Source organism: Paludibacterium purpuratum, assembly GCF_004363805.1.
GTDB lineage: Bacteria > Pseudomonadota > Gammaproteobacteria > Burkholderiales > Chromobacteriaceae > Paludibacterium > Paludibacterium purpuratum.
This window is the reverse complement of record NZ_SNZP01000009.1, coordinates 1-24818: the sequence shown is the minus strand read 5'-3', so window position 1 is coordinate 24818 and position 24818 is coordinate 1. Positions and strand designations below refer to the sequence as shown.

Below are 24818 nucleotides of genomic sequence, written 5' to 3'. Positions count from 1 at the left end.
AACTTTGTATGTCGTTTTATGAATGCTGCTGATCGTTTGCGGTTCTGCTTGTCGGAGACCGCGTTATCCGTACCGGATCTATCTTTCCCCGAACCCACGCTGCTGGGCATGAGCGCCGTCGGCGCGCCATGCGCCGCTGTCGACGGCTGGCCGCGGCAGTCGGTTCGCACGCCGCGCCTCCCGGCCGGTGCGCCCACGCTGTACGAGTATTGGTTTGCCGCCACGTCCTGTCGACGCGGCCGTTACGGAGATATTCGTTACAGTGCCACGCCATCGCTATTGTTTGGGGTGGTCGAACTCGACGAGGCTGCGTTTACGCCCGCGTCGGGTACGCCGTTGTCGGCAGCGGCCGAAACGGCTTACCGGCAGATATTCGCCTTACTGGCAGAAGAAGATCGCCCGCACTTGTGGCGCGTCTGGAATTACGTGCCGGAAATCAACCGGGTCGAGCATAGCCTGGAACGCTACCGGCAGTTCAATATTGGCCGCCATCAGGCTTTCGGCGCTTTCGAGCGACCGGTCGACAGCAGCCCTGCCGCCTGTGCGCTGGGCGTGGGGCCGGGCCCGCTTTCCATTGCTTTCCTGGCTGCCCGGACGCCTGCCGACGCGATCGAAAATCCGCGGCAGGTGAGTGCCTTCGTCTACCCCTCCCAGTACGGGCCGAAGAGTCCAACCTTCACTCGGGCGGCGCTGGCGCGCCTGGAGGGGCAGGCGTGGCTGTTCATCTCCGGTACCGCCAGCATCGTCGGGCATGAGACGGTTCATGTCGGGGATGTGGCGGCGCAGACGCGCGAGACCATGGTCAATATCGGCGTGCTGGTCGACGAGGCCAACCGGCGGCTTGGCGCCGATGGTTTTTCGCTGTCGCGGCTCTGTTATCGCGTCTACGTGCGCCATGCGGCGGATTATCCGCTGGTGCGCCAGGCGCTGGTCGAGGCGGTCGGCCCGACGCTTCAAGCCGTCTACGTGCAGGCGGATGTTTGCCGCCACGATCTGCTGATGGAAATCGAGGCGCAGGCCTGCCATCCGCTGGCTTGAGCCGGTGTATTCACACTGTTTCGCGGCTTAAGGCGGGCAGTTCGGCCAGCGCCGGCGGCAGTTTTCCCCATTGCAGCATCGGTGTGCCGTGCCAGGCGGCCAGCTTGACCAAGGTCGTGGCCAGGTCGTTGGCCAGTCGCGCACTCGGGCGCACGCCGGGCTCCAGATAGAGCGCCTTGATTTCGAATTGTCCCTGCTGCCGATGTGCCTTGGCGTCCAGCCGGCCGACCAGCTTGCCGCGCTGCAAGATCGGCAACACGAAGTAGCCGTACTGGCGCTTGGGCGCCGGCGTGTAGCATTCGATGCGGTAGTCGAAGCCGAACAGTTCCAAGGCACGTTTGCGATCCCAGACCACCGGGTCGAACGGCGACAGAATGGCCGTCGTGCCGGCGGTGAGTTTGCCGGCTTGTGCCTGGACCAACTCGTTTTGCAGATCGGCGTGGACGAAGGCATCGTGTTTCCAGCCCTCGATACGCACCGGGATCAGTTCGCCCAGGTCGGCCATCTCATGCAACAGCGCATCGTAGCGGCCGCGCTTTAGCCGGTAGTAGTCGGCGATCCAACCGGCCTTGACCACGCCGAGCGCCCGGCAGCTATTGCGCACCATGATGCGCCGGGCGTCGTCGGTGTCCGGCAGATCGCGCGCATCGTCCCAGCCGGGGCGTACGCGTTCGGCCAGGTCGTAAACACGTTGGAAGTTCCGTCGCTCTTTGACCATCAGACGCCCGAGCGTGAACAATACTTCCAGGTGGCGCTTTTCCGGTTTCCAATCCCACCAGCCATTGCCTTTACCATGTTGGCGCGCAAAGTCGGCCGAGCGTACCGGCCCGTGTTCGCGCACATAGTCCAGTAAGGCCTCGATTTCCTGCCGATGCTGCCCGAGCCAGCGTTCGGGGTATTTCCAGCCCATGGCGGACGGGTCGAGCATGCGATGACGCAGTAGACGGTAGTCGTCGGCCGGCACGAAGCAGGCTTCGTGTGCCCAATATTCGAACAACGCGCCTTCGGCCAGCCAGGCATCGAGCCAGGCCGGGTCGTAGCTGCCCAAGCGGCTGTAGAGCACCAGGTAGGGACTGCGCGCCACCACGCTGATGGTATCGATTTGCAATAGCGCCATGCGCTGAATCGCCGCGAGGACGTCGGCTTTGCCGGCTTTGCGGCGCGGCGCGCGCAGCAAACCCTGGGCCGCCAGATGCAGGTGGCGGGCATCTTGTATTGATAAATGTGGATGGGGCATGAGTACGGTATTTTTGTGGGTTTATGCTTATCGTCTACGCGAGGGTGCCGTTTGTGCAAGTAAATCGTCGCATTGGGCTCGTTCCGCTTTGGCGCATGTGACATCTTTGTCGATCGGTGCGATCAATGCGTCGTTTCGGTGCGTGTCGCGGTTTTTTGTGGCGTGGGCGTCGATTGCCAGTGGCGATGGATTCTGCGAACCTGTGGACGGTTTATCGATGGGCGACGAGGCGGTTCTGGACAGCCGTGCATGCGACTTGCCGGCTATGCAGAGGATCCTTTAATTTTGCGCCCCTTGTGGGCGGAAAGTGTCTGTCATGCCCAATCGAATCGTCATTGTCGGCGGCGGGGCCGGCGGGCTGGAGCTCGCCTGCAAGCTGGGGCGTAAGCTCGGACCGCGCCGGGTTACGCTGATCGACGCCAATTTGTTTCATGTCTGGAAGCCGTCGTTGCACGAGGTGGCCGCCGGCACTTTGGATATTCACCAGGAAGGCCTGTCCTACTCGATGTTGGCCCATGACAATGGTTTCACCTTTGTCTTCGGTTCCATGACCGCACTGGATCGGCACGCGCGGCAGGTGACGGTGAGCGAGGCGTGCGCCGAGGACGGCGCGGTCATCCTGCCGGAACGCTGCATCGTCTATGACGACCTGGTGCTGGCGGTCGGCAGCGTCTCGAATTATTTCGGCGTGCCGGGCGCGGCCGAACATACCTTGTCGCTCAACGGGCCGCACGATGCGGAACATTTCCGTCTGCGAATGCTCAAGCTGTTGACCTTGGCCGACTTGCGCAAAACGCACGATCCAGAGGCCGGGGTCGGCATCGTGATCATCGGCGGCGGAGCGACCGGGGTGGAATTGGCCGCCGAGTTGCGCGAAGCAAGCGAAGTGCAGGGGCGCTACGGCTACCCACGACTGGATCCGCTGCGCGATGTGCGTATTACGCTGTTGGAGGGGGCGCCGCGCATTTTGTCGCCATTACCTGCGCGCGTGTCGAATACCGCGATGCGGTTGCTGGCGGATAGGCATATCGCAGTGCACGTCCAGTGTCGGGTGACGAATATCGAAGCGGATCGCGTGGTCGATGCCGAAGGGCAACGCTACCCGGCGGATATCGTCGTTTGGGCGGCTGGAATCAAGGCGCCGGCGTGGTTGGCCGCACTCGATCTGCCGTTGTCAAAGGGCGGACAACTATTGGTCAATCGTCGCCTGCAGGTCGAGGGGTATCCGAATATCATGGCGTTGGGCGATTGTGCGGCCTGCGAGTACGCCGACGGCAAGTGGGTACCGCCGCGTGCGCAAAGCGCGCATCAGGAGGCGGATTATCTCTACCGCGCATTATTGGCCAGGACGCGCGGGCGGCCGGTGCCGGATGTGCCGTATGTCTACCGGGACTATGGTTCCCTGGTGTCGATGGGAACGCAAACCTCGGTCGGCAACCTGATGGGCAATTTGTTCGGCGCCTCCTGGTTTGTCGAAGGACTCTTGGCGCGCTGCATGTACGTGAGCCTGCATTTGTTGCATCACCGCGCCGTGTTGGGCGCGCCGCGCACGGCCTTGCTGGCGCTGGCGCGTTACTTGGTCAAGCGTGCCCGCCCGCTGGTCAAGCTGCATTGAGGCGGGAGGGAGGCGCCGAGGGATCGGCGCGGGAGATGAAGATGACAGCGTTTGTTTTGCATACCTTACCGGCTGCGGGGCGCTTGCAAGAGCCGGACACCGATCATGTGCTGGCGACGGTGCGCGCTTCGCAATTGTTGCTGATCAATTTGGTGCCGGGTAGTTACGCTTTCGAGTCGCATGCTCATAGCGAGTACCTGCTGTGTCTGAGCGGTACGCTGGTGCTGGAGGACGACGCCGGTGGGCAGGCGGCGGCGCAAGTCGGCGAGATGATCGAGATTCCGCCCGGATTGCGCCATCGTTTCGCGCCGACGTCGGATGCGGTGATCGTGACGGTGGCGCAGAACGGATAGCGATTAAGCGGAACGGCTCAGGCGGCGGATTGCGACGTTGCCGCTAGCGCCAAGTAGCGCGCGACGATTGGTCGTTGTTCGAAGGCGGCGAGGTTGACGGCCTCGATGTGTGGCGGCGTGGCCAGCGTGCGTTGGAGCGCGGCGGCCAGTGCTTGGGCTGCGCGCATCCAGGCATAGGGGTTGTCGGTGAAGCCGGGCATGATCACGCGTTCGGCGATGCCTGCGCCTCCGCCTGTCTGAGGATGGCGTTGGCTTGTTCGGCCGTGCCTTGGCCCAGCAGTGCCAGCACGGCCCTTTCGGCGCCACCACCGCGCAGTCCGTCGATGAGCAGGACGATATTCAGCGGACGCGGGCAGTTGGGTTGGGGATCGGGTCGTTAACGTGTATTGCTGTTGGTGTCGTTCCATTCTTTCGGTCAGGTGGCAGCGCGTTCGGACATGAAATTTTCATTTTGCTCTGCTATAACCAAAATTCCCCTTTTATGGAACGGGAGATTGCAACATGGATGAACAAGAGTTTGACGAGCCTCTGCTGGCTCCATCCAAAGACAATCTCGACACGATGAGTGCGATGGAGAGAGAGGCGTTCGCAGATTCGATTCGCGACGAGTGGGATCAGGACAGTTATCTGTCGGTCTGATCCCCCCTAATAGAGATAATGATCCCGCAGTGTGGTTTGCTGCGGGATTTTTTATTGTCCGCCGCCCGGCACGCCGAGCATCGGCGCGTAGCCGAGCGCGCGTAGCTTCGCCATCGCCTGGTCGGCTTCGGCCCTGGTGCGGAATGGCGCCAGATGCACGCGCGTTTCGCTTTGGACTTCGATGCCCTTACTCTTTAGTTCGTTGATCAGCTTCTGGGCGTTTTCCAGGTTGTTGAATAGGCCGAGCTGCACGTTATAGCCCATCGAGCTGCCGGGCGGACGGGCGGCGGCCAAGGCGGCTTGCGGTTCGATCGGTTGTACGAGGGGCGGCGTTGCGGGCCGGGCGGTCGGCGGTGCGGTGCCTGCCGTGCTCGGCGCACGATAGGGCTGGTTGCCGGCAATGGCGGGCGGGCTGCCCGGCTTGAAGGCCCGAACAGTGTCGTGTGGCGGCGTCGCGGGTTGCTGCGTGGCGGTCGCACTCGGTGGGCGATGCTGCGCGGCGGGCGGCTGGGCGGGGGGCGGGTTGGTCGCGGCCGGCAGGGAGAGCGGCGGCGTTGCGGTCATGCCAGGTGTTTGGTTGATGTCCGGTGCCGGTGGCGCGGTACCGACCGCTTGGCTGCTGGCGACGACCGGCGCGCTGGCGACCGGGGCGCTGGCTGGCACGGGAGGGGCGACGCTGAGCCCTGCCGAACTAACGATATTGCCGGCGCTGTTGTCTGCCGGGCTGTCCTTTTTGCCAGTCAGGCTGTCGAGTAGCGGAATCGCTGCCAGAGCAAGGCCGACCAGCGCGGCGGCAATGGCCAGTCTGACCTTGAGTTTGGCGCTAAAGTCGGACGCTTCGTCGTCTTCGTAGTGGGGCGGATCTCTGCGCGGTTCGCTCATTGTGCTTAATTTTTTATGCGGCAAATGACTAAAAAGGCTGGTAATATAACGGGTTCTGTAAATTTGGCGAAAACCCGCACCGGCGACAAACAAGTCGCCAGTTTAGCCAGTCATCAAGGTAATTGGGAGATTTATATGGCAATTGAACGCACCCTGTCCATCGTTAAACCGGATGCCGTAGGTAAAAACGTGATCGGCAAGATCTACGATCGTTTCGAATCCGCCGGCTTGAAGGTCATCGCCGCACGCATGAAGCAACTGTCGCGCGTCGAGGCCGAAGGCTTCTACGCCGTGCACAAGGAACGTCCGTTCTTCAAGGATCTGGTCGATTTCATGGTTTCCGGCCCGGTGATGATCCAGGTGCTGGAAGGCGAGAACGCCGTGCTGAAGAATCGCGAACTGATGGGTGCCACCGATCCGAAGAAGGCCGACGCCGGTACCATCCGCGCCGACTTCGCCGATTCGATCGACGCCAATGCCGTTCACGGATCCGATAGCGCTGAAAACGCCGCCATCGAAGTGGCCTATTTCTTCGCCGCTTCCGAGATCTGCTCCCGTTGATTTAAGACGGCGGTTGCCATGGCGACCGCCGTTTCCGCTGTAGAGAAATGCATGAAAACCAACCTGCTCGACTTCAATCTGGCCCAACTGACCGAACATTTTGCCGCGATGGGGGAGAAAACCTTCCGCGCCAAACAGGTTATGCATTGGATGCATCAGATGGGCGAGGACGACTTCGACGCCATGACCGACATCGCCAAGGCGCTGCGCGCCAAGCTGCTGGCGTCGGCCGAGGTGCGCGTGCCGTCCCTGATGGCCGCGCAGGAGGCCAGTGATGGCACCCGCAAGTGGCTGCTGGATGTCGGTACCGGGAACGGCGTGGAAACCGTGTTCATTCCCGAAGACGACCGCGGAACCTTGTGCGTGTCTTCCCAGGTGGGTTGTGCGCTCGAGTGCAAGTTCTGTTCCACCGGCCGCCAAGGGTTCAACCGCAACTTGAGCACCGCCGAGATCATCGGTCAGCTGTGGTGGGCCAACAAGGCGATGGGCGTGACGCCGAAAAACGAACGCGTGATCTCGAACGTGGTGATGATGGGGATGGGCGAGCCGCTGGCCAATTTCGACAATGTGGTGTCCGCCTTGCAGATCATGCTCGACGACCACGCCTATGGTCTGTCGCGCCGACGTGTTACCCTTTCGACTTCCGGTTTGGTGCCGCAGATCGATCGTCTGGCCGCGGCCTGTCCGGTGGCGCTGGCGGTCAGTCTGCACGCGCCTAACGACGCCATCCGCGACGAGATCGTGCCGATCAACAAAAAATACCCGCTGTCCGAGTTGATGGCGGCTTGTCGGCGTTATCTCGAGTTTGCGCCGCGCGATTTCATTACTTTCGAGTACGTGATGCTTGACGGGGTCAACGACAGGCCCGAACATGCCCGGCAATTGCTGCAACTGGTGCGCGACGTGCCGTGCAAGTTCAACCTGATTCCGTTCAATCCGTTCCCGAATTCGGGTTATGGCCGATCCAGCAATAATGCGATCCGCGCCTTCCGCGAAATTCTGCAGGATGCCGGGAGAGTGGTGACGGTGCGCAAGACGCGCGGCGACGATATCGACGCCGCGTGTGGCCAGCTGGCTGGGCAGGTGCAGGACAAAACCCGGCGCCAGGAAAAGTGGATCCGGATTGCGGAGAGCGGCTCAGAGTGAAAAAATGGCGGCGAGCAGGAGCTTGGTTGTTGGCGATTTTACCCGCCGCGACATTTGCCACCGCGCCGCTTCATGAGTTAGCCTCGCTGCATGTTCAGCTGGCTTTCGAATATGCAAAAGCCAATCAGCCGGGTTTCGCGCTGGATGCGGCCAACCGAGCGGTTCAGGTTGGCGAGGATTTTGCACCGGCCTGGCTTGCCCGGGCACACGTCCACGCGATGTTGTCGCGGGACAACGAGGCCGAGCGGGATTACCGCCAGGCTTTGACGTTGGCGCCGGAAAACGGCGAGGCCAACAACAATTTCGGTCTGTTTCTCTGTCGACGCGGTCGTCTGGACGATGGCGCGAGGCATCTGAGGCGGGCGTTGGTCGACCCGCGCTATACGTCGCGCGAGACGGCTTATCTGAATTTAGGGCGCTGCAGCCTGATGGCAGATCAGGCGCAGCAAGCGATCGATCACTGGCTGTCGGCCCTACGGGCCAAACCGGCATATGCCCCGGCGCTGAGGCAACTGGCGGCCTTGTACACCAAACAGGGGAGCGTCGAACTAGCGTCTTATTACTTTGGCCGTCTGATTGAGCATGCCGGACCGCTCGAAGCCGAAGATCTCCTGCTGGGGGTCGGGTTGGCTCGATTGTCCGGGGATCGTGTCCGGGAAGAGGCGTATGTTGGCGAGTTGCGCGCTCGCTTTCCGGACTCCAGGGAAACACAGCAGTTGTTGAGCGGGATCTGATGGATGGAACAACAATCCGAACAGAATAATCAGCCGGATCCGGTAAGCGTTGGCAGGGCCTTGCGCGCGGGGCGCGAAGCCGCCGGGTTGTCTCTGAATGAAGTGGCCGAGCGACTTAAGTTGTCGCTGCGGCAGCTGGATGCCATTGAGCGCGACGATTTCGGCGCCCTACCGGGTGCGACGTTCGTGCGTGGATTTGTACGCAATTATGCTCGTTTTCTGGAAATCGACCCGACGCCGTTGATGGAGGCGCTCGATTCGCATTTCCCTTCGGCGGCGACCGAGGTGGCCAATCTGGCCCGCGACGAACATCCCGAACCGTCGGAGGACAAGCGCGGCGGCGGCATCAATGGCGGTACCTGGATGGTGGTGGGCTTGGTCGGTGTGGTGCTGGGCGCCAGTGCCTTGTGGATCTTCGGCCATCGTAGCGAGCCGCAGCCCGATCTGACGCCGGTGGTGAGCCCGCAGACGGCTTCCGATCTTGCCGCAGCGGCATCCGTGCCGACGCCGGCTTCCGCGGCATTGTCGGCTAAACCGGCATCCGCGCCGCTGGCTGTCAAGGCGGCCTCCGCGCCGGCCGCGGTCGTGCCGGCCTCTGCGCCGGCCGCGGTGGACGCTTCCGCGGCCGCCGCTCGCGCCAAGGCCAAAGCGGCGGCCAAGGCCGCGGCCAAGCAAAATGCCAGCAAGGCGGTCGGCCACGTTGCCTCGGCGCCGACCGCAAAACCGGCCTCGGCGGCTGGTGCCGGCCGGGTATCGGTGTCGGTGACCGAACCGTCCTGGGTGGCCGTGGTTGACGCGGATGGCAACAAACTGGTGTATTCGATGGTGGTGCCGGGGGCGCCGCGGGACGTTAGCGGCGTGCCGCCGCTAAAGGTCCGTGTCGGCAATGCCGGCAAGGTGACGCTGACCTATAACGGCCAGGGTGTGGATCTGGCCGAACATACGCACGGCACGACCGCAAACGTTGAACTTAAATAGCGACAGGGCAGTTTGGTTATGGATAGCGTGATCATCGCGCGCCGCCCCACCCGTCAGGTACGGGTGGGGCATGTTCTTGTTGGCTCCGATGCGCCGGTAGTGGTGCAGTCGATGACCAACACCGATACCGCCGATGCGGCGGCGACCGCCGATCAGGTGTACGAACTGGCGGATGCCGGTTCCGAGTTGGTGCGTATTACCGTCAACTCGCCCGAAGCGGCATCGAAGGTGGCCGAAATCCGCCAGCGACTGGATGGCCGCGGCTGCGGCGTGCCGTTGGTGGGCGATTTCCACTTCAACGGCGACCGGCTGTTGCGCGAGTTTCCCGATTGCGCACGGGCGTTGGCCAAGTATCGTATCAATCCGGGTAATGTCGGCCGTGGCGCCAAAGGCGACGATAAGTTCGCCTTCATGATCCGCACCGCGGTCGAGTTCGACAAGCCGGTACGCATCGGCGTCAACTGGGGCAGTCTGGACGCCGCGTTGGCTACACGCCTGATGGATGCCAACAATCGTCTGAGCCAGCCGCTGCCGGCCGATCAGGTCATGCGCGAGGCGCTGATTCTTTCCGCGTTGGAAAGCGCGGAGAAGGCCATTGACCTTGGCCTGTCGGCGGACAAAATCCTGCTGTCGTGCAAGGTTAGCCATGTGCAGGATCTGATCGCCGTTTACCGCGATTTGGCCCGTCGTTGCGATTTTCCGTTGCATTTGGGGTTGACCGAGGCCGGCATGGGCACCAAGGGTGTCGTGGCATCGAGCGCCGCGCTCGCCATTCTTCTGCAGGAAGGTATCGGCGACACCATCCGAATTTCGCTGACGCCGGCACCGGGCGAGTCGCGCACGCGCGAGGTGGTTGTGGCGCAGGAGCTGCTGCAGACCATGGGGTTGCGGTCGTTCACGCCGCTGGTGACCGCCTGTCCGGGCTGCGGCCGTACCACCAGTACCTTGTTCCAGGAACTGGCCGAACGCATTCAGGCGTATCTGCGTGCACAGATGCCGATCTGGCGCCTGCAGTATCCGGGTGTGGAGGAAATGAAGGTTGCGGTGATGGGCTGCGTGGTCAATGGGCCGGGCGAGTCCAAGTTGGCCGACATCGGCATTTCGCTGCCGGGTACGGGTGAAGTGCCGGTGGCGCCGGTCTATATCGACGGACAGAAGGATGTCACGTTGAAGGGCGACGATATTGCCGAAGCGTTTACCCGCATCGTGGATCAGTACGTGCAGTCGCGTTTCGGCGAGGGGGGCAGCCGTCGAACCGCTCCAGCCGGCAAGACCATCCCGATCCGGCAGGTATGAACCGGTTTGCGCCGGCTAAAACGAATAAACTAAAGATCGAAAACAATGGCACAAAAAATCCAGGCGGTTCGCGGCATGAACGATGTGCTGCCGTCCGACGCCCCGCAGTGGCTGTATCTCGAATCCGTTTTGCGCACGTTGTTGAATGACTACGGCTATCAGCACATCCGCACGCCGATGCTGGAGACTACGCCGCTGTTCGTGCGCTCGATCGGCGAAGTGACCGACATCGTCGAAAAGGAAATGTACACCTTCACCGACAGCCTCAACGGCGAAAGCCTGACGCTGCGCCCGGAGGGAACCGCCGGCGTGTTGCGCGCCGTTGTCGAGCACAATTTGCTGTACAACGCTACCCAGCGGCTGTGGTACACCGGGCCGATGTTCCGGCACGAACGTCCACAGAAGGGACGCTATCGCCAGTTCAGCCAGACTGGTGTCGAAGTGCTGGGTTTCCCCGGTCCGGATATCGACGCCGAAATCCTGTTGATGACAGCCGATCTGTGGCAACGGCTTGGCATTGCCGACTACGTCGAGTTGCAGATCAATACGCTGGGCAATCGCGAGGAACGCGGCGCGCACCGTACGGCATTGATCGCCTATCTGGAGCAGCATGCCGAGCGCCTGGACGAGGACGGCAAGCGTCGTCTGTACACCAATCCGTTGCGCGTACTGGATACCAAGAACCCGGATTTGCAGGAGATCTGTAATGCCGCGCCGCGCCTGATCGACTATCTCGGGGCTGAATCGCGCGCGCATTACCAGGGCTGGAAGGCCATGCTCGACGCGGTGGGTATTCGCTATACGGAAAATCCGCGCCTGGTGCGCGGTTTGGATTATTACAACTTGTCGGTGTTCGAGTGGGTTACCAGCGAACTGGGCGCACAGGGCACGGTATGCGCCGGCGGCCGTTACGATGGGTTGGTGGAAGATCTGGGCGGCAAGCCGACCCCGGGTATCGGTTTCGGTATGGGCATGGAGCGCATTCTGTTACTGTTGCAGGAGAAGGGACTCATTCCCGCGACAAGCGGCGTGGATGTCTACCTGGTACAGCAGGGCGAAGGTGCGTCGTTGTATGCCATGAAGCTCGCCAAGCAGTTGCGCGCCGCCGGGGTGTCGGTGATGCAACATCTGGGCGAAGGCAGTTTCAAGTCGCAAATGAAGAAGGCCGATGGTTCTGGCGCCGCCTATGCGGTCATCGTCGGCGAAAACGAAATTGCCAACGGTACGGCCATCGTAAAATCTCTGCGTAGTGAAGCGGAGCAGCGGACCGTGGCCTTTGCGGAGGTGGCCGACGCCATCGCCGCGTTCAAAGCTTGAGGGGGAGGGGCGCGATGGCGTTCGACTTGCAGGAACAGGAACAGATTGATTCGTTGAAGGCTCACTGGAACCAGTGGGGAAAATGGCTGGTGACCGGCGTGGGTTGTCTGGCCATCGGTTATCTTGGCTACAAAGCCTATGCCATGTACCAGGCCCGCCAGGTCGAGGCGTCGGCTGCGGTTTTCGTATCGCTGGAACAGGCGATGGGCGCTCAAGACCTGGCGAAAGTCAAACAAGGTGCGGCTAGCATCGAAGCCGACTATTCGACGTCGCCCTACGCGGTGCGCGCCGCGTTCCTGGCAGCCAAGGCCGGCTTCGACAAGAACGACCTGACCTATGCCCGCGAGCAGTTAAGCTGGGCCGCCACGCACGCCAAGGAAACGGCGTTGGTCTCGCTGGCGCAATTGCGCCTGGCCAGCGTGCTGATGGATCAGAAACAGTACGATGCGGCCGTCGCTCAACTGAACTTGGCGCACGATCCGGCCTTTGACGCTCTGTATTTCGATGCCAAGGGCGACGTGTTCTCCCTGAAGGGCGATAAGGGCGCAGCACGCGATGCCTACAAGGCCGCCTTGGCCAAGCTGGGCAACGATGCGTCGAACCGCGAATATGTCCAGACAAAACTCGATGCCCTGGGAGGCTGATTGATGCGTCAACGTCTGCTGTTGGTGTTGTTGTCCACTTCGATGCTGGGCGGTTGCGCCAGCTGGTTTCAGGCTTCGTCGCGACCTGCGCCGACCGAACTGTCCGCCATTCAGTCGATCCAGTCGCTGAAGGTTCAGTGGTCGGCGTCGCTGCGCTCGGACACGCCGGGTAGCTTTTTGCCGGTGTATGACCGTGGCGAGGTGCTGGTGGCGGATTCGGAAGGCGGCATCCGTACTTTCAACGCCGATACCGGACGCGAGACCGCGCGGCTCGATCTCAAGCGCACCTTGTCCGCCGGTGTCGGGGTAGCAGGCAATATCCTGCTGGTCGGCACCGACGACGGCTACCTACTGGCGGTCGATCGAGCCAGCGGCAAGACGTTGTGGCAACAGCGCCTGACCAGCGTCATGCTGGAAGCGCCCGCGGTCGGCGGCCAGGTGGCGATCGTGCGTACCAACGACGACCGCTTGACCGGCTTCCAGATTGCAGACGGCAAGCAACTGTGGTCGCAGGCGCATTTCCAGCCCGAATTGACTGTGCGTAATGTCGGCTCGCTCAGCGCGGTCGGTTCCGATGCGGTGCTGGCCGGTCTTGCCGGCGGCAAGCTGCAGGTGTTGGCGCAGCAGACGGGCAATGTGTTGTGGGAGGGCGTGGTCGCCTCGCCCAAGGGCGCGACCGAGCTTGAGCGTGTCAGCGACGTGGTCAGTCATCCTCAGTACGCAAACCAGCAGGTGTGCGCCGTCGCTTATCAGGGCCGCGTCGCCTGCTTCGATGCCCGTAGCGGCAACTTGATGTGGGCGCGCGAAGTCTCGTCCAGCCGCGCGATTGCGCTGGACGAGAGGAATGTGTACGTCACCGATGAGAATGATTCGGTGCTGGCGTATGATCGCCAGACGGGGCGCAATGTCTGGAAACAGGATGCGCTCAAATACCGTGGTGTGTCGGGTCCGGCCATGCTAGGCCGCTTTGTGTTGGTGGTGGATGCGCAGGGATATGCGCATCTGTTGTCCAACGAGAGCGGCAGTATTGTCGGCCGTGTCGGTATCGGTACCGACGGCCAGACCGCGCAACCCGTATCGCTTGGTACGTCGGCCTTGGTCAAAGGATCGAACGGCCGCCTGGCGATGCTGTCACTTGGATAATGCAGTTCTAGATGAAACCAACCGTTGCTTTGGTCGGCCGCCCCAATGTCGGCAAGTCGACCCTGTTCAACCGACTGACGCGCAGCCGTGATGCCCTCGTGGCCGATCAACCGGGTTTGACCCGCGATCGGCACTACGGCCATGGCCGCGTCGGCGGGAAACCTTACCTGGTCATCGACACCGGCGGCTTCGAGCCCGTGGTGGACGAGGGCATCCTGTTCGAAATGGCCAAGCAGACGCTGCAGGCCGTCGACGAGGCGGATGCCGTCGTTTTCCTGGTGGATGGCCGTACCGGCATCACTCCGCAGGATAAGATCATCGCCAACCGGCTGCGCCAGTTGGATCGACCGGTGCACCTGGTGGTCAACAAGGCCGAGGGCGTCAACCAGTCGATCGCCACGGCCGAATTCCACGAGTTGGCGCTCGGCGAGCCCTGGGCGATTTCCTCCGCCCATGGCGATGGCGTGCGCGAACTGATGGATCGCGTGCTCGAACCGTTCCCGGAAGAAGAGGAAGAAGCCCAGGCGCGTCACCCGAAGTTCGCCGTGATCGGCCGCCCCAATGTCGGCAAGTCCACGCTGGTGAACGCCATTCTGGGCGAAGAGCGCGTCATTGCCTTCGACCATCCGGGCACCACGCGCGATAGTATCTATATCGATTTCGAGCGCGCCGGCCGCAACTACACCATCATCGATACCGCCGGCGTGCGGCGTCGCACCAAGATCGACGAGGCCATCGAGAAGTTCTCGGTGGTCAAGACCATGAAGGCGATCGAAGATGCCAACGTGGCGGTGCTGGTGCTGGATGCGCAGCAGGACATCTCCGAACACGATGCCACCATCGCCGGTTTTGCCCTCGAGGCGGGTCGGGCGTTGGTGGTGGCGGTCAATAAGTGGGATCACCTCGACGGCGAGAAGAAAGAGACGATCAAGCGCGATATCGCCCGCAAGTTGAGTTTCCTGGACTTCGCCAAGTTCCACCATATTTCGGCGCTGGAAGGGCGGGGTATCGCCGACTTGTTCAAGTCGATCGACGAAGCCTATCAGGCCGCCATGTCCAAGCTGTCGACGCCGAAGCTGACCCGCGTGTTGGAAGTCGCCATCGAGCGTCAGGCGCCGCCGCGCGTCGGCCCGGTTCGACCGAAAATGCGCTATGCCCACCAAGGCGGCATGAATCCGCCGATCATCGTCGTGCACGGTAATGCGCTGGAGCATATTCCGGACAGTTACATCCGTTATCTGGAACATACTTTCCGTAAAGTGTTCAAACTTCAGGGCACACCGTTGCGCGTGCAGTTTAAGACGGGTGAAAATCCGTTCGATAAAGACGATGCGAAGCACAAGCCCAAGCTATCGGCATTGGCAAAATACAAAACCAAGCTGGCCGAAAAGCAGGCACGCAATAAGCGTATGAAAGACGTGAAAAAATAGTACACTGGTATGATTTCTGCTAAAACGTAAGCGTGTAGCCGGGCTTGGCAGCCAATCATTAAAACAATCGACGTTTCGGAGAATTAACGAATGAGCTCAAAAGGGCAAATGTTACAAGACCCGTTCCTGAATACTCTGCGCAAGGAACATGTCCCGGTTTCCATCTATCTGGTAAACGGTATCAAATTGCAGGGGCAGATCGAATCCTTTGACCAGTACGTGGTTCTTCTAAAGAACACCGTGACCCAGATGGTGTATAAGCATGCCATTTCCACGGTGGTACCTGCTCGTCCGGTAAATATCCCGCATGAGCATTACACTGCCCAGAAACTGGATCAAGCGGAAGAGTAACTCTTTCCGACAAGCCGGGGCCGGCGTTCCGTACTCCGTAGGGGGTGTGGCGTTGGCCCTTTTTAATTGTCTAGAAGGCTAAGCTGATTGTGTTTGATCGTCCGGAAGCAGGCGATAAGGCCGTGCTGGTATGTCTCGATTTTGGCACGCCGGATTTTGCCGAAGATGTCGCCGAATGTGTGGAGTTGGTCGGTAGTGCCGGCGTGGCTGTGGCCGATACCGTGACCGCCAAGCGTCAACGACCCGACGCGGCGCTGTTTGCCGGCAAGGGTAAGGTCGAGGAAATCGCCGCCGTGGTGCGTGCCGCCCAAGCCAACGTGGTGATCTTCAATCACCAGTTGTCGCCGGCTCAGGAGCGCAACCTGGAGCGCGCTTTGCAATGTCGGGTGATCGACCGCACTAGCTTGATCCTGGATATCTTTGCCCAGCGGGCGCGCAGCCACGAAGGTAAGCTACAGGTCGAGTTGGCGCAGCTATCTCACTTGGCGACCCGGCTGGTTCGCGGCTGGACCCACTTGGAGCGGCAGAAGGGCGGTATCGGTCTGCGCGGCCCTGGTGAAACCCAGTTGGAGACCGACCGCCGGCTGCTTGGCAATCGCGTCAAACTGCTCAAGGATCGTCTGCGCCACGTCGAGCGTCAACGCAACACGCAACGCCGCGGGCGTCAGCGTTCCGGTGTGCCTTCGTTGTCGATCGTCGGCTATACCAACGCTGGCAAATCCACCTTGTTCAATAGCCTGACCAAGGCGAAGAGCTACGCCGCCGATCAGTTGTTCGCCACCTTGGATACCACCAGCCGCAAACTGTATCTGAATCCTGCGGTATCGCTGGTACTGTCCGACACCGTCGGCTTTATCCGCAATCTGCCGCACACCCTGGTTGCCGCTTTTCGCGCCACGCTGGAGGAGACGGTACAGGCCGACTTGCTGCTGCATGTCGTCGACGCCGCCAATCCGATGCGCGATATGCAACTGGAGGAGGTCGACAAAGTGTTGCAGGAAATCGGCGCCGCCGATGTGCCGCAGTTGATCGTTTGGAACAAGATAGACCTCAAGGGACAGGCACCGGCCATCGAGCGCGATGCGGACGGAATGCCTGTGGCCGTGCGGGTTTCCGCTCTGACGGGCGAGGGTTTGGATTTGCTGCGCGCCGCGCTCATCGAACGCTTTTCCCCACAGGAAGACGAGGTCATCGTCGTCGACGAGGATTTGTCCTGGCAGTAATGTTTTGTTTTTATATGAGCATATTCCGCCAGATGTGCGTAGAATACTGCCTGAAGAGCGTGGGCGTTTTTGTGTCCGCGTCATTCACAGAAGCCGCAGCGCTTGGCGCTGCCGGCTCAAGCCGATAAAGACCGGTTCACGGTTCGGCTGCAACCCAACTCTACTTTCCCGGTGTATTCGCGTCAGACCCAGGTCTGCGTGCGTCCCGGCAACAAGGCGGGTCTGACATCCCGCCTTTTATTGCGTTTCAGACAACTATGCGAAATTGGCTGTTACCTGAATACATCGCCGATATTCTGCCGGCAACTGCGCGACAGTTGGAGACCGCCAAGTCTTCCATGCTGGAGCTGTTTCGCACCGCCGGCTACGAGTTGGTGCTCCCGCCGATGATCGAGTACATCGATTCGTTGGTGGCCGAGGGCGACGATTCCCTCGAAATGAAAACTTTCAAGCTCGACGATCATCTGTCGGGCCGTCAGATGGGGCTGCGCGCCGATATCACGCCGCAAGTGGCGCGCATCGACGCGCATCTGCTGGCGGAGCGCACGGGGGTGACCCGCTTGTGCTATGCCGGTAGCGTGGTGCATGCCCGTCCGGCTGGACTGATGAGCTCGCGCGAGCCGCTGCAGGTCGGTGCTGAGTTGTATGGCTTCGCCGGCATCGAGGCCGACCTGGAGATCATTCGCTTGGCGCTTGCCACGCTGGACCTGGTCGGTGTGCAAAACCCGCGCCTGGATATCGGCAATATCGCCATTTTCCGCGGGCTTGCCGCGGCGGCCGGCCTCGACCCCGCGCTGACGCGCGAGCTCTTCGCCGCATTGCGCAGCAAAGACGCCGCCGAAGTGGCCTTGCTCGTGCAAGGTGTGGCCGAGCCTTATCGCAGCGCCTTTGTCGCGTTGCCTGAATTGTATGGACCGCGTGAGGTACTCGACCGTGCGCGTAGCCGGTTGCCGTCGATCCCGGATGTCGATCAGGCGCTTGGGCAGCTGCAAGCGCTGGCAGGGGCGTTGCAAGGTCGCGTCGAAATCAGCTTCGACCTGACCGAATTGCGCGGTACCGCTTATCACACCGGTTTGATGTTTGCTGTGTATGCGCCTGGTTGGCCGGATGAGCTGGCGCGCGGCGGCCGTTACGACAATGTCGGCCGTCGGTTTGGTCGTGCCCGTCCGGCGACCGGTTTCAGCCTGGATTTGCGCGATCTGTTGCGCATCCTGCCCGAGCGCGATAGCGCGCGCGGCATCCGTGTGGCTGCGCGCCATGCCGATGCGGCCGCGGGCGAGATCGATGCGCTGCGCAAGGCTGGCGAAGTAGTGATGATCGACTATCTGGACGAATCCGCCGCGGCGCTCAACTGCGACCGTGAACTGGTCGCAGGGCCGTCCGGCTGGCAGATTGTTCCGTTTAACTGATTTTTGTAGCAAGACAGAGAGAAGGATTCTTTCCTATGTCCAAGAACGTTGTCGTGATTGGTACCCAGTGGGGTGATGAAGGCAAGGGCAAGATCGTTGACTGGCTGACCGATCACGCTCAGGGCGTGGTGCGTTTTCAGGGCGGCCATAATGCGGGGCACACCCTGGTGGTAAACGGCAAGAAGACGGTGCTGCGTCTGATTCCGTCCGGCATTCTGCGCGAAAACGTCGAATGCTTTATCGGTAACGGCGTCGTGCTGTCGCCGGAAGCCCTGTTCAAGGAAATCGACGAGCTGGAAGCCGCGGGCGTCCGCGTGTCCGGCCGCCTGAAGATTGCCGAAGCGTGCCCGCTGATTTTGCCGTATCACATTGCGCTCGATCAGGCACGCGAAGCCGCCAAGGGCGCGAGCAAGATCGGCACCACCGGTCGCGGTATCGGTCCGGCCTACGAAGACAAGGTCGCACGGCGTGCCTTGCGCGTCGGCGATCTGTTCGATCCGGCCCGATTCGCCGATAAGCTGCGCGAGAACCTGGCGTTCTACAACTTCCAGTTGACCCAGCTCTACAAGGCGGAGGCGGTCGATTTCGACACGGTCTATCAGACCATCATGCAATTGGCCGAGCGCCTCAAGCCGATGGTCGCCGACGTGTCGCGTACCTTGTACGAGATGAATAAGGCCGGCAAGCCGCTATTGTTCGAAGGCGCGCAAGGCACCTTGCTCGATATCGATCATGGCACCTATCCGTACGTCACCTCGTCCAACTGTGTGGCCGGCGCTGCCGCGCCAGGCGCCGGCGTGGCGCCGCAGATGCTTAACTATGTGCTGGGCATCGTCAAGGGCTATACGACTCGCGTCGGCTCCGGGCCGTTCCCGACCGAGCAGGAAAACGATGTCGGTGCCTTCCTGGCGGAACGCGGCAACGAGTTCGGTTCGGTGACCGGTCGTCCGCGTCGTTGCGGTTGGTTCGACGCCGCGCTGCTCAAGCGTTCGATCCAGATCAACGGCGTCTCCGGTCTGTGCGTCACCAAGCTCGACGTCATGGACGGTTTGGAAACCATCAATTTGTGCGTCGGCTACAAGCTGGGCGATCAGACGGTGGACATCTTCCCGGTGGGCGCCGATGCCGTTGCCGCTTGCGAACCGATCTACGAAACCCTGCCGGGCTGGAGCGAGTCCACCGTGGGTATCAAGCGCTGGGAGGATCTGCCGGCCAACGCTCGCGCCTATCTGAAGCGCATCGAGGCAATCTGCGAAGCGCCGGTGGACATTGTTTCCACCGGGCCGGATCGCGAGGAAACCATTGTCCTGCGTCACCCGTTCGGCCTGTAACGGACGCCGGTGACAAAAAAACGGCCAAGCTCAATGCTTGGCCGTTTTTTTGATATCTAATCACCATGAAAAAACCCGTTGAGAAGCTCAACGGGTTTTTTAGAAATTTGGTGCCCAGGAGAAGACTCGAACTTCCACAGTGTTGCCACCGCTAGGACCTGAACCTAGTGCGTCTACCAATTCCGCCACCTGGGCCTGGTGCAAGACTAGCCTGCAACCGAGGAGGGAAACTATATCCATAATGTACTATGGTGTCAAGCCAGGCGGCATGATAAATTGAGCCGACCGCTGTCGGGCTTTGGAGATACCGGATGTCATCGCAATTCGTGGTACGCAGTCTGCTGGAAAACGATCTGTACAAGTTCACCATGTGGCAGGCGCTGCTGCATCAACACCCCGGTGCTACCGCCGAGTACGCCTTCGTTTGCCGCAATCATCCGGTTTTCCCGCTGGCCGAGCTCAAAGTCGAGCTGGAGGCCGAGCTAGATCATCTGTGCGACATGCTGTTCACGCAGCAGGAGTTGGATTTCCTTAGTGGACTGCGTTACATCAAGAGCGATTTCGTCGATTTTCTCAACGTCTTTCGTTTCCAGCGTCGTTTCATCCGGGTCGGCATCGAGGGTGATACGTTGACGATCGAGACCAAGGGCCCCCTGGTGCACGTCATGGGGTTCGAGATTTTCGTGCTCTATATCGTCAATGAGTTGTACTTCCGACGTCTATCCGCCGGGCGTGAGACGGAAATCCTGGAGGAAGGGCGGCGCCGTCTGGCCGACAAGATCGCATTGATGCGATCCGCCCCGGTGGCGGTCGATGCAACCGGCGATTTCGCCTTTTCCGATTTCGGGTTGCGGCGCCGCTACAGTGCCGCGTGGCATGACGAAGTGGTCGCTACCTTGCAGCAGGCGCTGCCAGAGGCTTTTCGCGGGACATCCAATGTCTATCAGGCCATGCGCTTCGGTCTGATGCCGATCGGTACCATGGCGCACGAATATCTGCAGGCGCACCAGGCATTCGGTACGCGCTTGCGCGATTTCCAAAAGGCGGCGCTGGAAGGGTGGGTACACGAATTCCGTGGCGACCTAGGCATCGCGTTGACCGATGTGGTCGGCATGGATGCCTTTCTGGCCGACTTCGATCTGTACTTCGCCAAGTTGTTCGATGGTTTGCGACACGACTCGGGCGATCCGTATCTGTGGGGCGAAAAAGCCATCGCGCACTACCGCGGATTGCGCATCAATCCACTGACCAAGCGCTTGGTGTTCTCCGACGGGCTGACCGTCGAGCGCGCGCTGGCCTTGCACGAATATTTTGCCGGACGCATTCAAGTGGCTTTTGGTATCGGCACCCACCTGACCAACGACATGGGGCTCACGCCGCTCAACATCGTGATGAAGCTGGTCAACTGCAACGACCAGCCGGTAGCCAAGCTGTCCGATTCTCCGGGTAAGACCTTGTGCAGCGACGAAACCTTTCTGGCGTACCTGCGCCAGGTGTTCCATCATCAACCGCCGCAGGAAGTCTAGGCCAGCGCCTCTGCCGATAGCGCAATCTCGCGACTTTCGCGATGACTCTGCGCCACGGCCTCGATGACCTGGATCACGCGGGCGGCCTCCAGTGCGGTGACCGGATTCGGTCCCTTGCCGAGTACGGCATCGCGCACCGCGGCATAGTAGGCAACGTACTGGCCGCTGGCGGTGACCGGATAGACCGCTTGCGGCGTGTCGCCATTGGCCAGCCACAACACGGCCGGCTGGGCGTCGGCGCCGAATCCGGGGGAGTCCGGCGCAATCCCTTGTTTCAGCGCACCTTCCTGTGTGTCCAGGCCATGCTTGACGTAGCTGGCCTTGCTGCCGTGCACGGTTAGTCTGGGCGAGCCGCCTGGCGCCAAGCAGCTGGCCTGTAGATCGGCGACAAAGTCGGCATAGCGCAGGCGCACATCGAAGAAGTCGTCCACCTGAGCCCCCTCGCGCTGGCGCAGCAGTGTGCCGTGAACCGCTTGCGGCAGGCCGAACAAGTGCAAAACCTGATCCACCAAGTGCGCTCCCAGGTCGTACCACAGCCCGGCGCCGGGCCGATCCTCCTCGCGCCAGCGTTGCCGAGTCTGTGGGCGGTAACGATCGAAACGCGATTCGAAGCGGCTGATGCGACCGAGCGCGCCATCCGCCAGTAATGCGCTTAGTGCCAAGAAGTCCGAATCCCAACGGCGATTATGAAACACCGACAGCACTTGGCGTGTTTCGCTGGCCAGTGCATTAAGTCGCAACGCTTCGTCAAGCTTCGTGGTGAACGGCTTGTCGACCACGACGTGCTTACCGGCCAGCAGCGCATCGCGTGCTTGTGGGAAATGCAATTCGTTCGGGCTGGCGATCACGACCAGGTCGATGGACGGGTCGGCGAGTGCCTGCGCCAAATCCGGTACGACCCGGCAATCGGGGCGTTCTGCGAGTACGGCGTCCGCGCGGCGGCTGACAATGGTGTGCAGGGCAAGTCCCGGCGTGGCATCGATCAATGGCGCATGGAAGGTCTTGCCGGCATAGCCGTAGCCCGACAGGGCGACATTCAAGGGAGCGGGGGATGGCATCTTGGAGCCTCGTGGTTGCATATAACGACGAGGATGAATCAGCGGCGAGGAAAAGGCAACGCATGCCTTGGGTGCCTTTGGGGCGGCGGACAACAAAAAACCCGCTTGCGCGGGTTATCGTTTTTTGGTGCCCAGGAGAAGACTCGAACTTCCACAGTGTTGCCACCGCTAGGACCTGAACCTAGTGCGTCTACCAATTCCGCCACCTGGGCTTACCTAATCAACTTTTTCTACAGCACGGCACCGGCGATTTATAATCAGCTGGTGCCCAGGAGAAGACTCGAACTTCCACAGTGTTGCCACCGCTAGGACCTGAACCTAGTGCGTCTACCAATTCCGCCACCTGGGCCTGCTTATGCTGTATCATCGCAGCGACACGCGCTGCAACGAAGTGCGAATTATATTGAGCTTACAGAGGATGTCAATGGTCGCGAAACAAAAAAAATCCAAAACGCCGACGCTTCGCCAACAAGACCCATATCTTGAGCGCGAAAAACTTAAATATCCCAATCCCTTGCCGAGCCGCGAATATCTGCTCTCCATTTTGGCGGAGCAAGGGGTGCCCTTATTTCCCGACGAATTGGCCCAGATGCTTACCATCAAACGCGCCGAGCGGGAATTTTTCGACCGGCGCCTGGCCGCCATGGAGCGCGCCGGCCAAATCATCATCAACCGCAAGGGTGCGGTTTGTATTTCCCATAAGCTGGATCTGATCAAGTGTAAGGTGGTCGGCCATCGCGACGGGTACGGATTCGCCTCGCCGGAAGAAGGTGAGGGGGACGACATCTTTCTGTCGGAACGCGAAATGCACAAGGTGCTGCACGGCGATCGCGTCATGGTGCGCATTACCGGCACCGATCGGCGTGGACGGCAGGAGGGTAGTGTCGCCGAGGTGCTGGAACGGGCGGTCAATCGTGTCGTCGGTCGTGTCTATGAGGAGCGCGGCGTCTGGTTTGTCGTGGCCGAAGATCGCCGTATCAATCAGGATATCCTGATCGAACAGGGCGGCGAGGGTGGGGCGCGCCACGGGCAGGTGGTGATGGCGGAAATCCTGATTCAGCCCGATAGCCACCGTCAGGCGATCGGTCGCGTGCTGGAAATCCTGGGCAACTATGCCGACCCGGGCATGGAAATCGAAATCGCGCTGCGCAAACATGCGCTGCCGCACAGCTTCAGTCCCGCCGCCGAGATGCAGGCCAAGAAGACCCCGTCCAAGGTGCGTAAGCTCGATCTGAAAGATCGCGTCGACCTGCGCGATCTGCCGTTGGTGACCATCGACGGCGAAACCGCGCGCGATTTCGATGATGCCGTCTACGCGGAGCGCATCGGCAAGGGGTTCCGGCTGGTGGTGGCCATCGCGGACGTCAGCCATTACGTCCAGCCGGGCGACGCGTTGGATCAGGATGCGTATGAGCGCGGTACCTCGGTCTACTTCCCGCGCCGGGTGATCCCGATGCTGCCGGAGGCGCTGTCCAACGGCATCTGCTCGCTCAATCCGGACGTCGAGCGGTTGTGCATGGTGTGCGACATGCAGATCAATGCCAAGGGGCAGGTCAAGAGCTACCGTTTTTACCCCGCCGTGATGCGCTCGCGTGCGCGGTTGACCTATACCCAGGTGTGGACGTGGTTGAGCGAGGGCGGTCAGACGCCGTTGTTGGCTCAGTTGCAGACTCTGTACGACTTGTTCAAGGTATTGTTGGCTGCGCGCGAGAAACGGGGCGCCATCGATTTCGACACCACCGAAACCCAGATGGTCTTCAATGACGACGGTAAGATCGATCGCATCGTTCCGGTGGTGCGCAACAATGCGCACCGGCTGATCGAAGAATGCATGCTGGCCGCCAACGTCTGCGCCGCCGAGTTCATTCACGAGCATAAGCACAAGTGTCTGTATCGTGTGCATGAGGGACCGACGGAGGATCGTCTGGAGAACCTGCGCACCTACCTGCGCCTGGCCGGCCTGACGCTGGGCGGCGGTGAGCGCCCGAGCGCCAAGGATTACGCCGAGCTGGCCGACAAGGTACGCCCGCGCCCGGATGCGTTGATGCTGCAGACCATGTTGTTGCGCTCGATGCAGCAGGCGGTCTACACGCCGGATAACGAGGGGCACTTCGGTCTGGCTTACGACGCTTACACCCACTTTACTTCACCGATCCGCCGCTATCCGGATCTGCTGGTTCACCGCACCATCAAGGCTATTTTGCTGGGCGAGATCTATAAGCCGGGCAAATGGCCCTTGCTGGGCGAGCATTGCTCGATGACCGAGCGCCGGGCCGACGACGCCAGCCGCGACGTCGAATCCTGGCTCAAGACCTACTATATGCGCGACAAAGTCGGCGAAGTGTTCACCGGCAAGATCAACGCCGTGACCAGCTTCGGTGTATTCGTCTTGCTTGACGATGTCTATGTGGAGGGCCTGGTGCACATCTCCGAACTCGGAAAGGATTACTTCCATTTTCGCAAGGACATCCAGGCCATCGTCGGCGAGAAGAGCGGCATGCGCTATCAGTTGGGCGATCCGCTAACGGTCAAAGTGGTGCGTGCCGATCTGGAAAGCTCCAAGATCGACTTCCAACTGGTACGGGATAAGCCGCAAGCGGCCGAAGAAACGACGGGCAAGCCCAAGGGGCGGCGCCCGGCGAAATGATCGCCGTGGGAGAAAAAACAGACGGGCGGCGCCCGTCTGTTTTTTTATTCTCTTGCCGATCAAGGGTTTGCTGGATTGTGATGATTTTCTCCGGTGAAAGGGGTTGACGACCCCAGTGGGGCTGGGTATAGTTCGCCTCCTCGCTGCAGCAACAAACGCAGCACCGCTCTTTAACAAACAGAACAACCGATAGGTGTGAGTGCCGGGAAGAGCCGACACTTGCACTGCAAGAGACAGAAAGTAACCTTCGGGTTTCTTCG

The 24818-nt window shown here is 61.0% G+C and carries 23 protein-coding genes and 3 tRNA genes; 19 read left to right on the top strand and 7 right to left on the bottom strand.

The genetic code is table 11. From position 1 onward, the window contains the following. Nucleotides 1-18 precede the first annotated feature (18 nt). A complete protein-coding gene (locus tag DFP86_RS11710; protein WP_243729375.1) occupies nucleotides 19-1038 on the top strand; it encodes a chorismate transformation FkbO/Hyg5 family protein in 1020 nt (339 codons plus the stop codon). 10 nt (nucleotides 1039-1048) lie between these two features. Here the strand turns inward: DFP86_RS11710 and DFP86_RS11705 are convergent, their stop codons facing one another. After that, nucleotides 1049-2275 carry a winged helix-turn-helix domain-containing protein gene (locus DFP86_RS11705; RefSeq protein WP_133681419.1) on the bottom strand — a complete coding sequence of 409 codons (1227 nt, stop codon included), beginning with the start codon at nucleotides 2273-2275 and terminating at the stop codon, nucleotides 1049-1051. 316 nt (nucleotides 2276-2591) lie between these two features. Here DFP86_RS11705 and DFP86_RS11700 point away from each other — a divergent pair, with 316 nt between their 5' ends. Then, nucleotides 2592-3890, top strand: a complete 1299-nt coding sequence (locus tag DFP86_RS11700; protein ID WP_133681417.1) for an NAD(P)/FAD-dependent oxidoreductase — start codon at nucleotides 2592-2594, stop codon at nucleotides 3888-3890. Between the two features lie 41 nt (nucleotides 3891-3931). Then, entirely contained in the window at nucleotides 3932-4243 is a 312-nt protein-coding gene (locus DFP86_RS11695; protein ID WP_166642242.1) for a cupin domain-containing protein, read from the top strand. Between the two features lie 17 nt (nucleotides 4244-4260). Here DFP86_RS11695 and DFP86_RS11690 read toward each other — a convergent pair whose 3' ends face one another. Further along, nucleotides 4261-4443, bottom strand: coding sequence for a hypothetical protein (locus DFP86_RS11690; protein WP_133681413.1), 183 nt, complete (start codon nucleotides 4441-4443; stop codon nucleotides 4261-4263). A gap of 301 nt (nucleotides 4444-4744) precedes the next feature. Here DFP86_RS11690 and DFP86_RS19320 point away from each other — a divergent pair, with 301 nt between their 5' ends. After that, nucleotides 4745-4882 (top strand): hypothetical protein, encoded by a 138-nt coding sequence (locus tag DFP86_RS19320; RefSeq protein WP_166642241.1) that lies wholly within the window; start codon nucleotides 4745-4747, stop codon nucleotides 4880-4882. A gap of 51 nt (nucleotides 4883-4933) precedes the next feature. Here DFP86_RS19320 and DFP86_RS11685 read toward each other — a convergent pair whose 3' ends face one another. Next, the gene (locus tag DFP86_RS11685) at nucleotides 4934-5764 is read right to left on the bottom strand and encodes an SPOR domain-containing protein (RefSeq protein WP_133681411.1); all 831 of its coding nucleotides are present in this window, start codon (nucleotides 5762-5764) and stop codon (nucleotides 4934-4936) included. Nucleotides 5765-5899: 135 nt separating this feature from the next. Between DFP86_RS11685 and ndk the strand changes: the two genes are divergently transcribed. From ndk to DFP86_RS11620, 13 genes are all read left to right on the top strand, one after another. Continuing rightward, complete coding sequence (ndk, locus tag DFP86_RS11680) at nucleotides 5900-6325, top strand: nucleoside-diphosphate kinase (RefSeq protein WP_133681409.1); 426 nt, start codon at nucleotides 5900-5902, stop codon at nucleotides 6323-6325. Nucleotides 6326-6376: 51 nt separating this feature from the next. Further along, nucleotides 6377-7471 (top strand): dual-specificity RNA methyltransferase RlmN, encoded by a 1095-nt coding sequence (gene rlmN / locus DFP86_RS11675; protein WP_133681407.1) that lies wholly within the window; start codon nucleotides 6377-6379, stop codon nucleotides 7469-7471. Nucleotides 7472-7500: 29 nt separating this feature from the next. Continuing rightward, nucleotides 7501-8205: a type IV pilus biogenesis/stability protein PilW gene (pilW, locus tag DFP86_RS11670; RefSeq protein WP_166642240.1), complete on the top strand. Its 705-nt coding sequence runs from the start codon at nucleotides 7501-7503 to the stop codon at nucleotides 8203-8205. A 3-nt stretch (nucleotides 8206-8208) separates the two neighbouring features. Beyond that, the gene (locus DFP86_RS11665) at nucleotides 8209-9183 is read left to right on the top strand and encodes a RodZ domain-containing protein (RefSeq protein WP_133681403.1); all 975 of its coding nucleotides are present in this window, start codon (nucleotides 8209-8211) and stop codon (nucleotides 9181-9183) included. Nucleotides 9184-9201: 18 nt separating this feature from the next. After that, nucleotides 9202-10479 carry a flavodoxin-dependent (E)-4-hydroxy-3-methylbut-2-enyl-diphosphate synthase gene (gene ispG, locus DFP86_RS11660; protein ID WP_133681401.1) on the top strand — a complete coding sequence of 426 codons (1278 nt, stop codon included), beginning with the start codon at nucleotides 9202-9204 and terminating at the stop codon, nucleotides 10477-10479. 45 nt (nucleotides 10480-10524) lie between these two features. After that, nucleotides 10525-11796: a histidine--tRNA ligase gene (gene hisS, locus DFP86_RS11655; RefSeq protein ID WP_133681399.1), complete on the top strand. Its 1272-nt coding sequence runs from the start codon at nucleotides 10525-10527 to the stop codon at nucleotides 11794-11796. 14 nt (nucleotides 11797-11810) lie between these two features. Next, nucleotides 11811-12440, top strand: a complete 630-nt coding sequence (locus tag DFP86_RS11650) for a YfgM family protein (protein ID WP_133681397.1) — start codon at nucleotides 11811-11813, stop codon at nucleotides 12438-12440. Nucleotides 12441-12443: 3 nt separating this feature from the next. Next, entirely contained in the window at nucleotides 12444-13583 is a 1140-nt protein-coding gene (gene bamB, locus DFP86_RS11645) for an outer membrane protein assembly factor BamB (protein WP_133681395.1), read from the top strand. 11 nt (nucleotides 13584-13594) lie between these two features. Further along, complete coding sequence (der, locus tag DFP86_RS11640; RefSeq protein ID WP_133681393.1) at nucleotides 13595-15013, top strand: ribosome biogenesis GTPase Der; 1419 nt, start codon at nucleotides 13595-13597, stop codon at nucleotides 15011-15013. A 90-nt stretch (nucleotides 15014-15103) separates the two neighbouring features. Then, entirely contained in the window at nucleotides 15104-15364 is a 261-nt protein-coding gene (gene hfq, locus DFP86_RS11635; protein WP_133681391.1) for an RNA chaperone Hfq, read from the top strand. An 89-nt stretch (nucleotides 15365-15453) separates the two neighbouring features. After that, the gene (gene hflX / locus DFP86_RS11630) at nucleotides 15454-16587 is read left to right on the top strand and encodes a ribosome rescue GTPase HflX (protein WP_133681389.1); all 1134 of its coding nucleotides are present in this window, start codon (nucleotides 15454-15456) and stop codon (nucleotides 16585-16587) included. 257 nt (nucleotides 16588-16844) lie between these two features. After that, nucleotides 16845-17996: an ATP phosphoribosyltransferase regulatory subunit gene (locus tag DFP86_RS11625; protein ID WP_133681387.1), complete on the top strand. Its 1152-nt coding sequence runs from the start codon at nucleotides 16845-16847 to the stop codon at nucleotides 17994-17996. Between the two features lie 35 nt (nucleotides 17997-18031). Continuing rightward, nucleotides 18032-19327, top strand: a complete 1296-nt coding sequence (locus DFP86_RS11620; RefSeq protein ID WP_133681385.1) for an adenylosuccinate synthase — start codon at nucleotides 18032-18034, stop codon at nucleotides 19325-19327. 108 nt (nucleotides 19328-19435) lie between these two features. On the opposite strand, the gene DFP86_RS11615 is transcribed toward DFP86_RS11620, so the two are convergent. Next, nucleotides 19436-19522, bottom strand: a tRNA-Leu gene (locus DFP86_RS11615). 116 nt (nucleotides 19523-19638) lie between these two features. Here DFP86_RS11615 and pncB point away from each other — a divergent pair. Further along, complete coding sequence (gene pncB, locus DFP86_RS11610; RefSeq protein ID WP_133681383.1) at nucleotides 19639-20853, top strand: nicotinate phosphoribosyltransferase; 1215 nt, start codon at nucleotides 19639-19641, stop codon at nucleotides 20851-20853. Here pncB and DFP86_RS11605 read toward each other — a convergent pair. From DFP86_RS11605 to DFP86_RS11595, 3 genes are all read right to left on the bottom strand, one after another. Then, the gene (locus DFP86_RS11605) at nucleotides 20850-21911 is read right to left on the bottom strand and encodes an oxidoreductase (RefSeq protein WP_133681381.1); all 1062 of its coding nucleotides are present in this window, start codon (nucleotides 21909-21911) and stop codon (nucleotides 20850-20852) included. The genes pncB and DFP86_RS11605 overlap by 4 nt on opposite strands. Nucleotides 21912-22036: 125 nt before the next feature. Continuing rightward, a tRNA-Leu gene (locus DFP86_RS11600) sits at nucleotides 22037-22123 on the bottom strand. Between the two features lie 50 nt (nucleotides 22124-22173). Next, a tRNA-Leu gene (locus tag DFP86_RS11595) sits at nucleotides 22174-22260 on the bottom strand. 69 nt (nucleotides 22261-22329) lie between these two features. Here DFP86_RS11595 and rnr point away from each other — a divergent pair. Beyond that, the gene (gene rnr / locus DFP86_RS11590; protein WP_133681379.1) at nucleotides 22330-24558 is read left to right on the top strand and encodes a ribonuclease R; all 2229 of its coding nucleotides are present in this window, start codon (nucleotides 22330-22332) and stop codon (nucleotides 24556-24558) included. The last annotated feature ends 260 nt before the right edge of the window (nucleotides 24559-24818 follow it).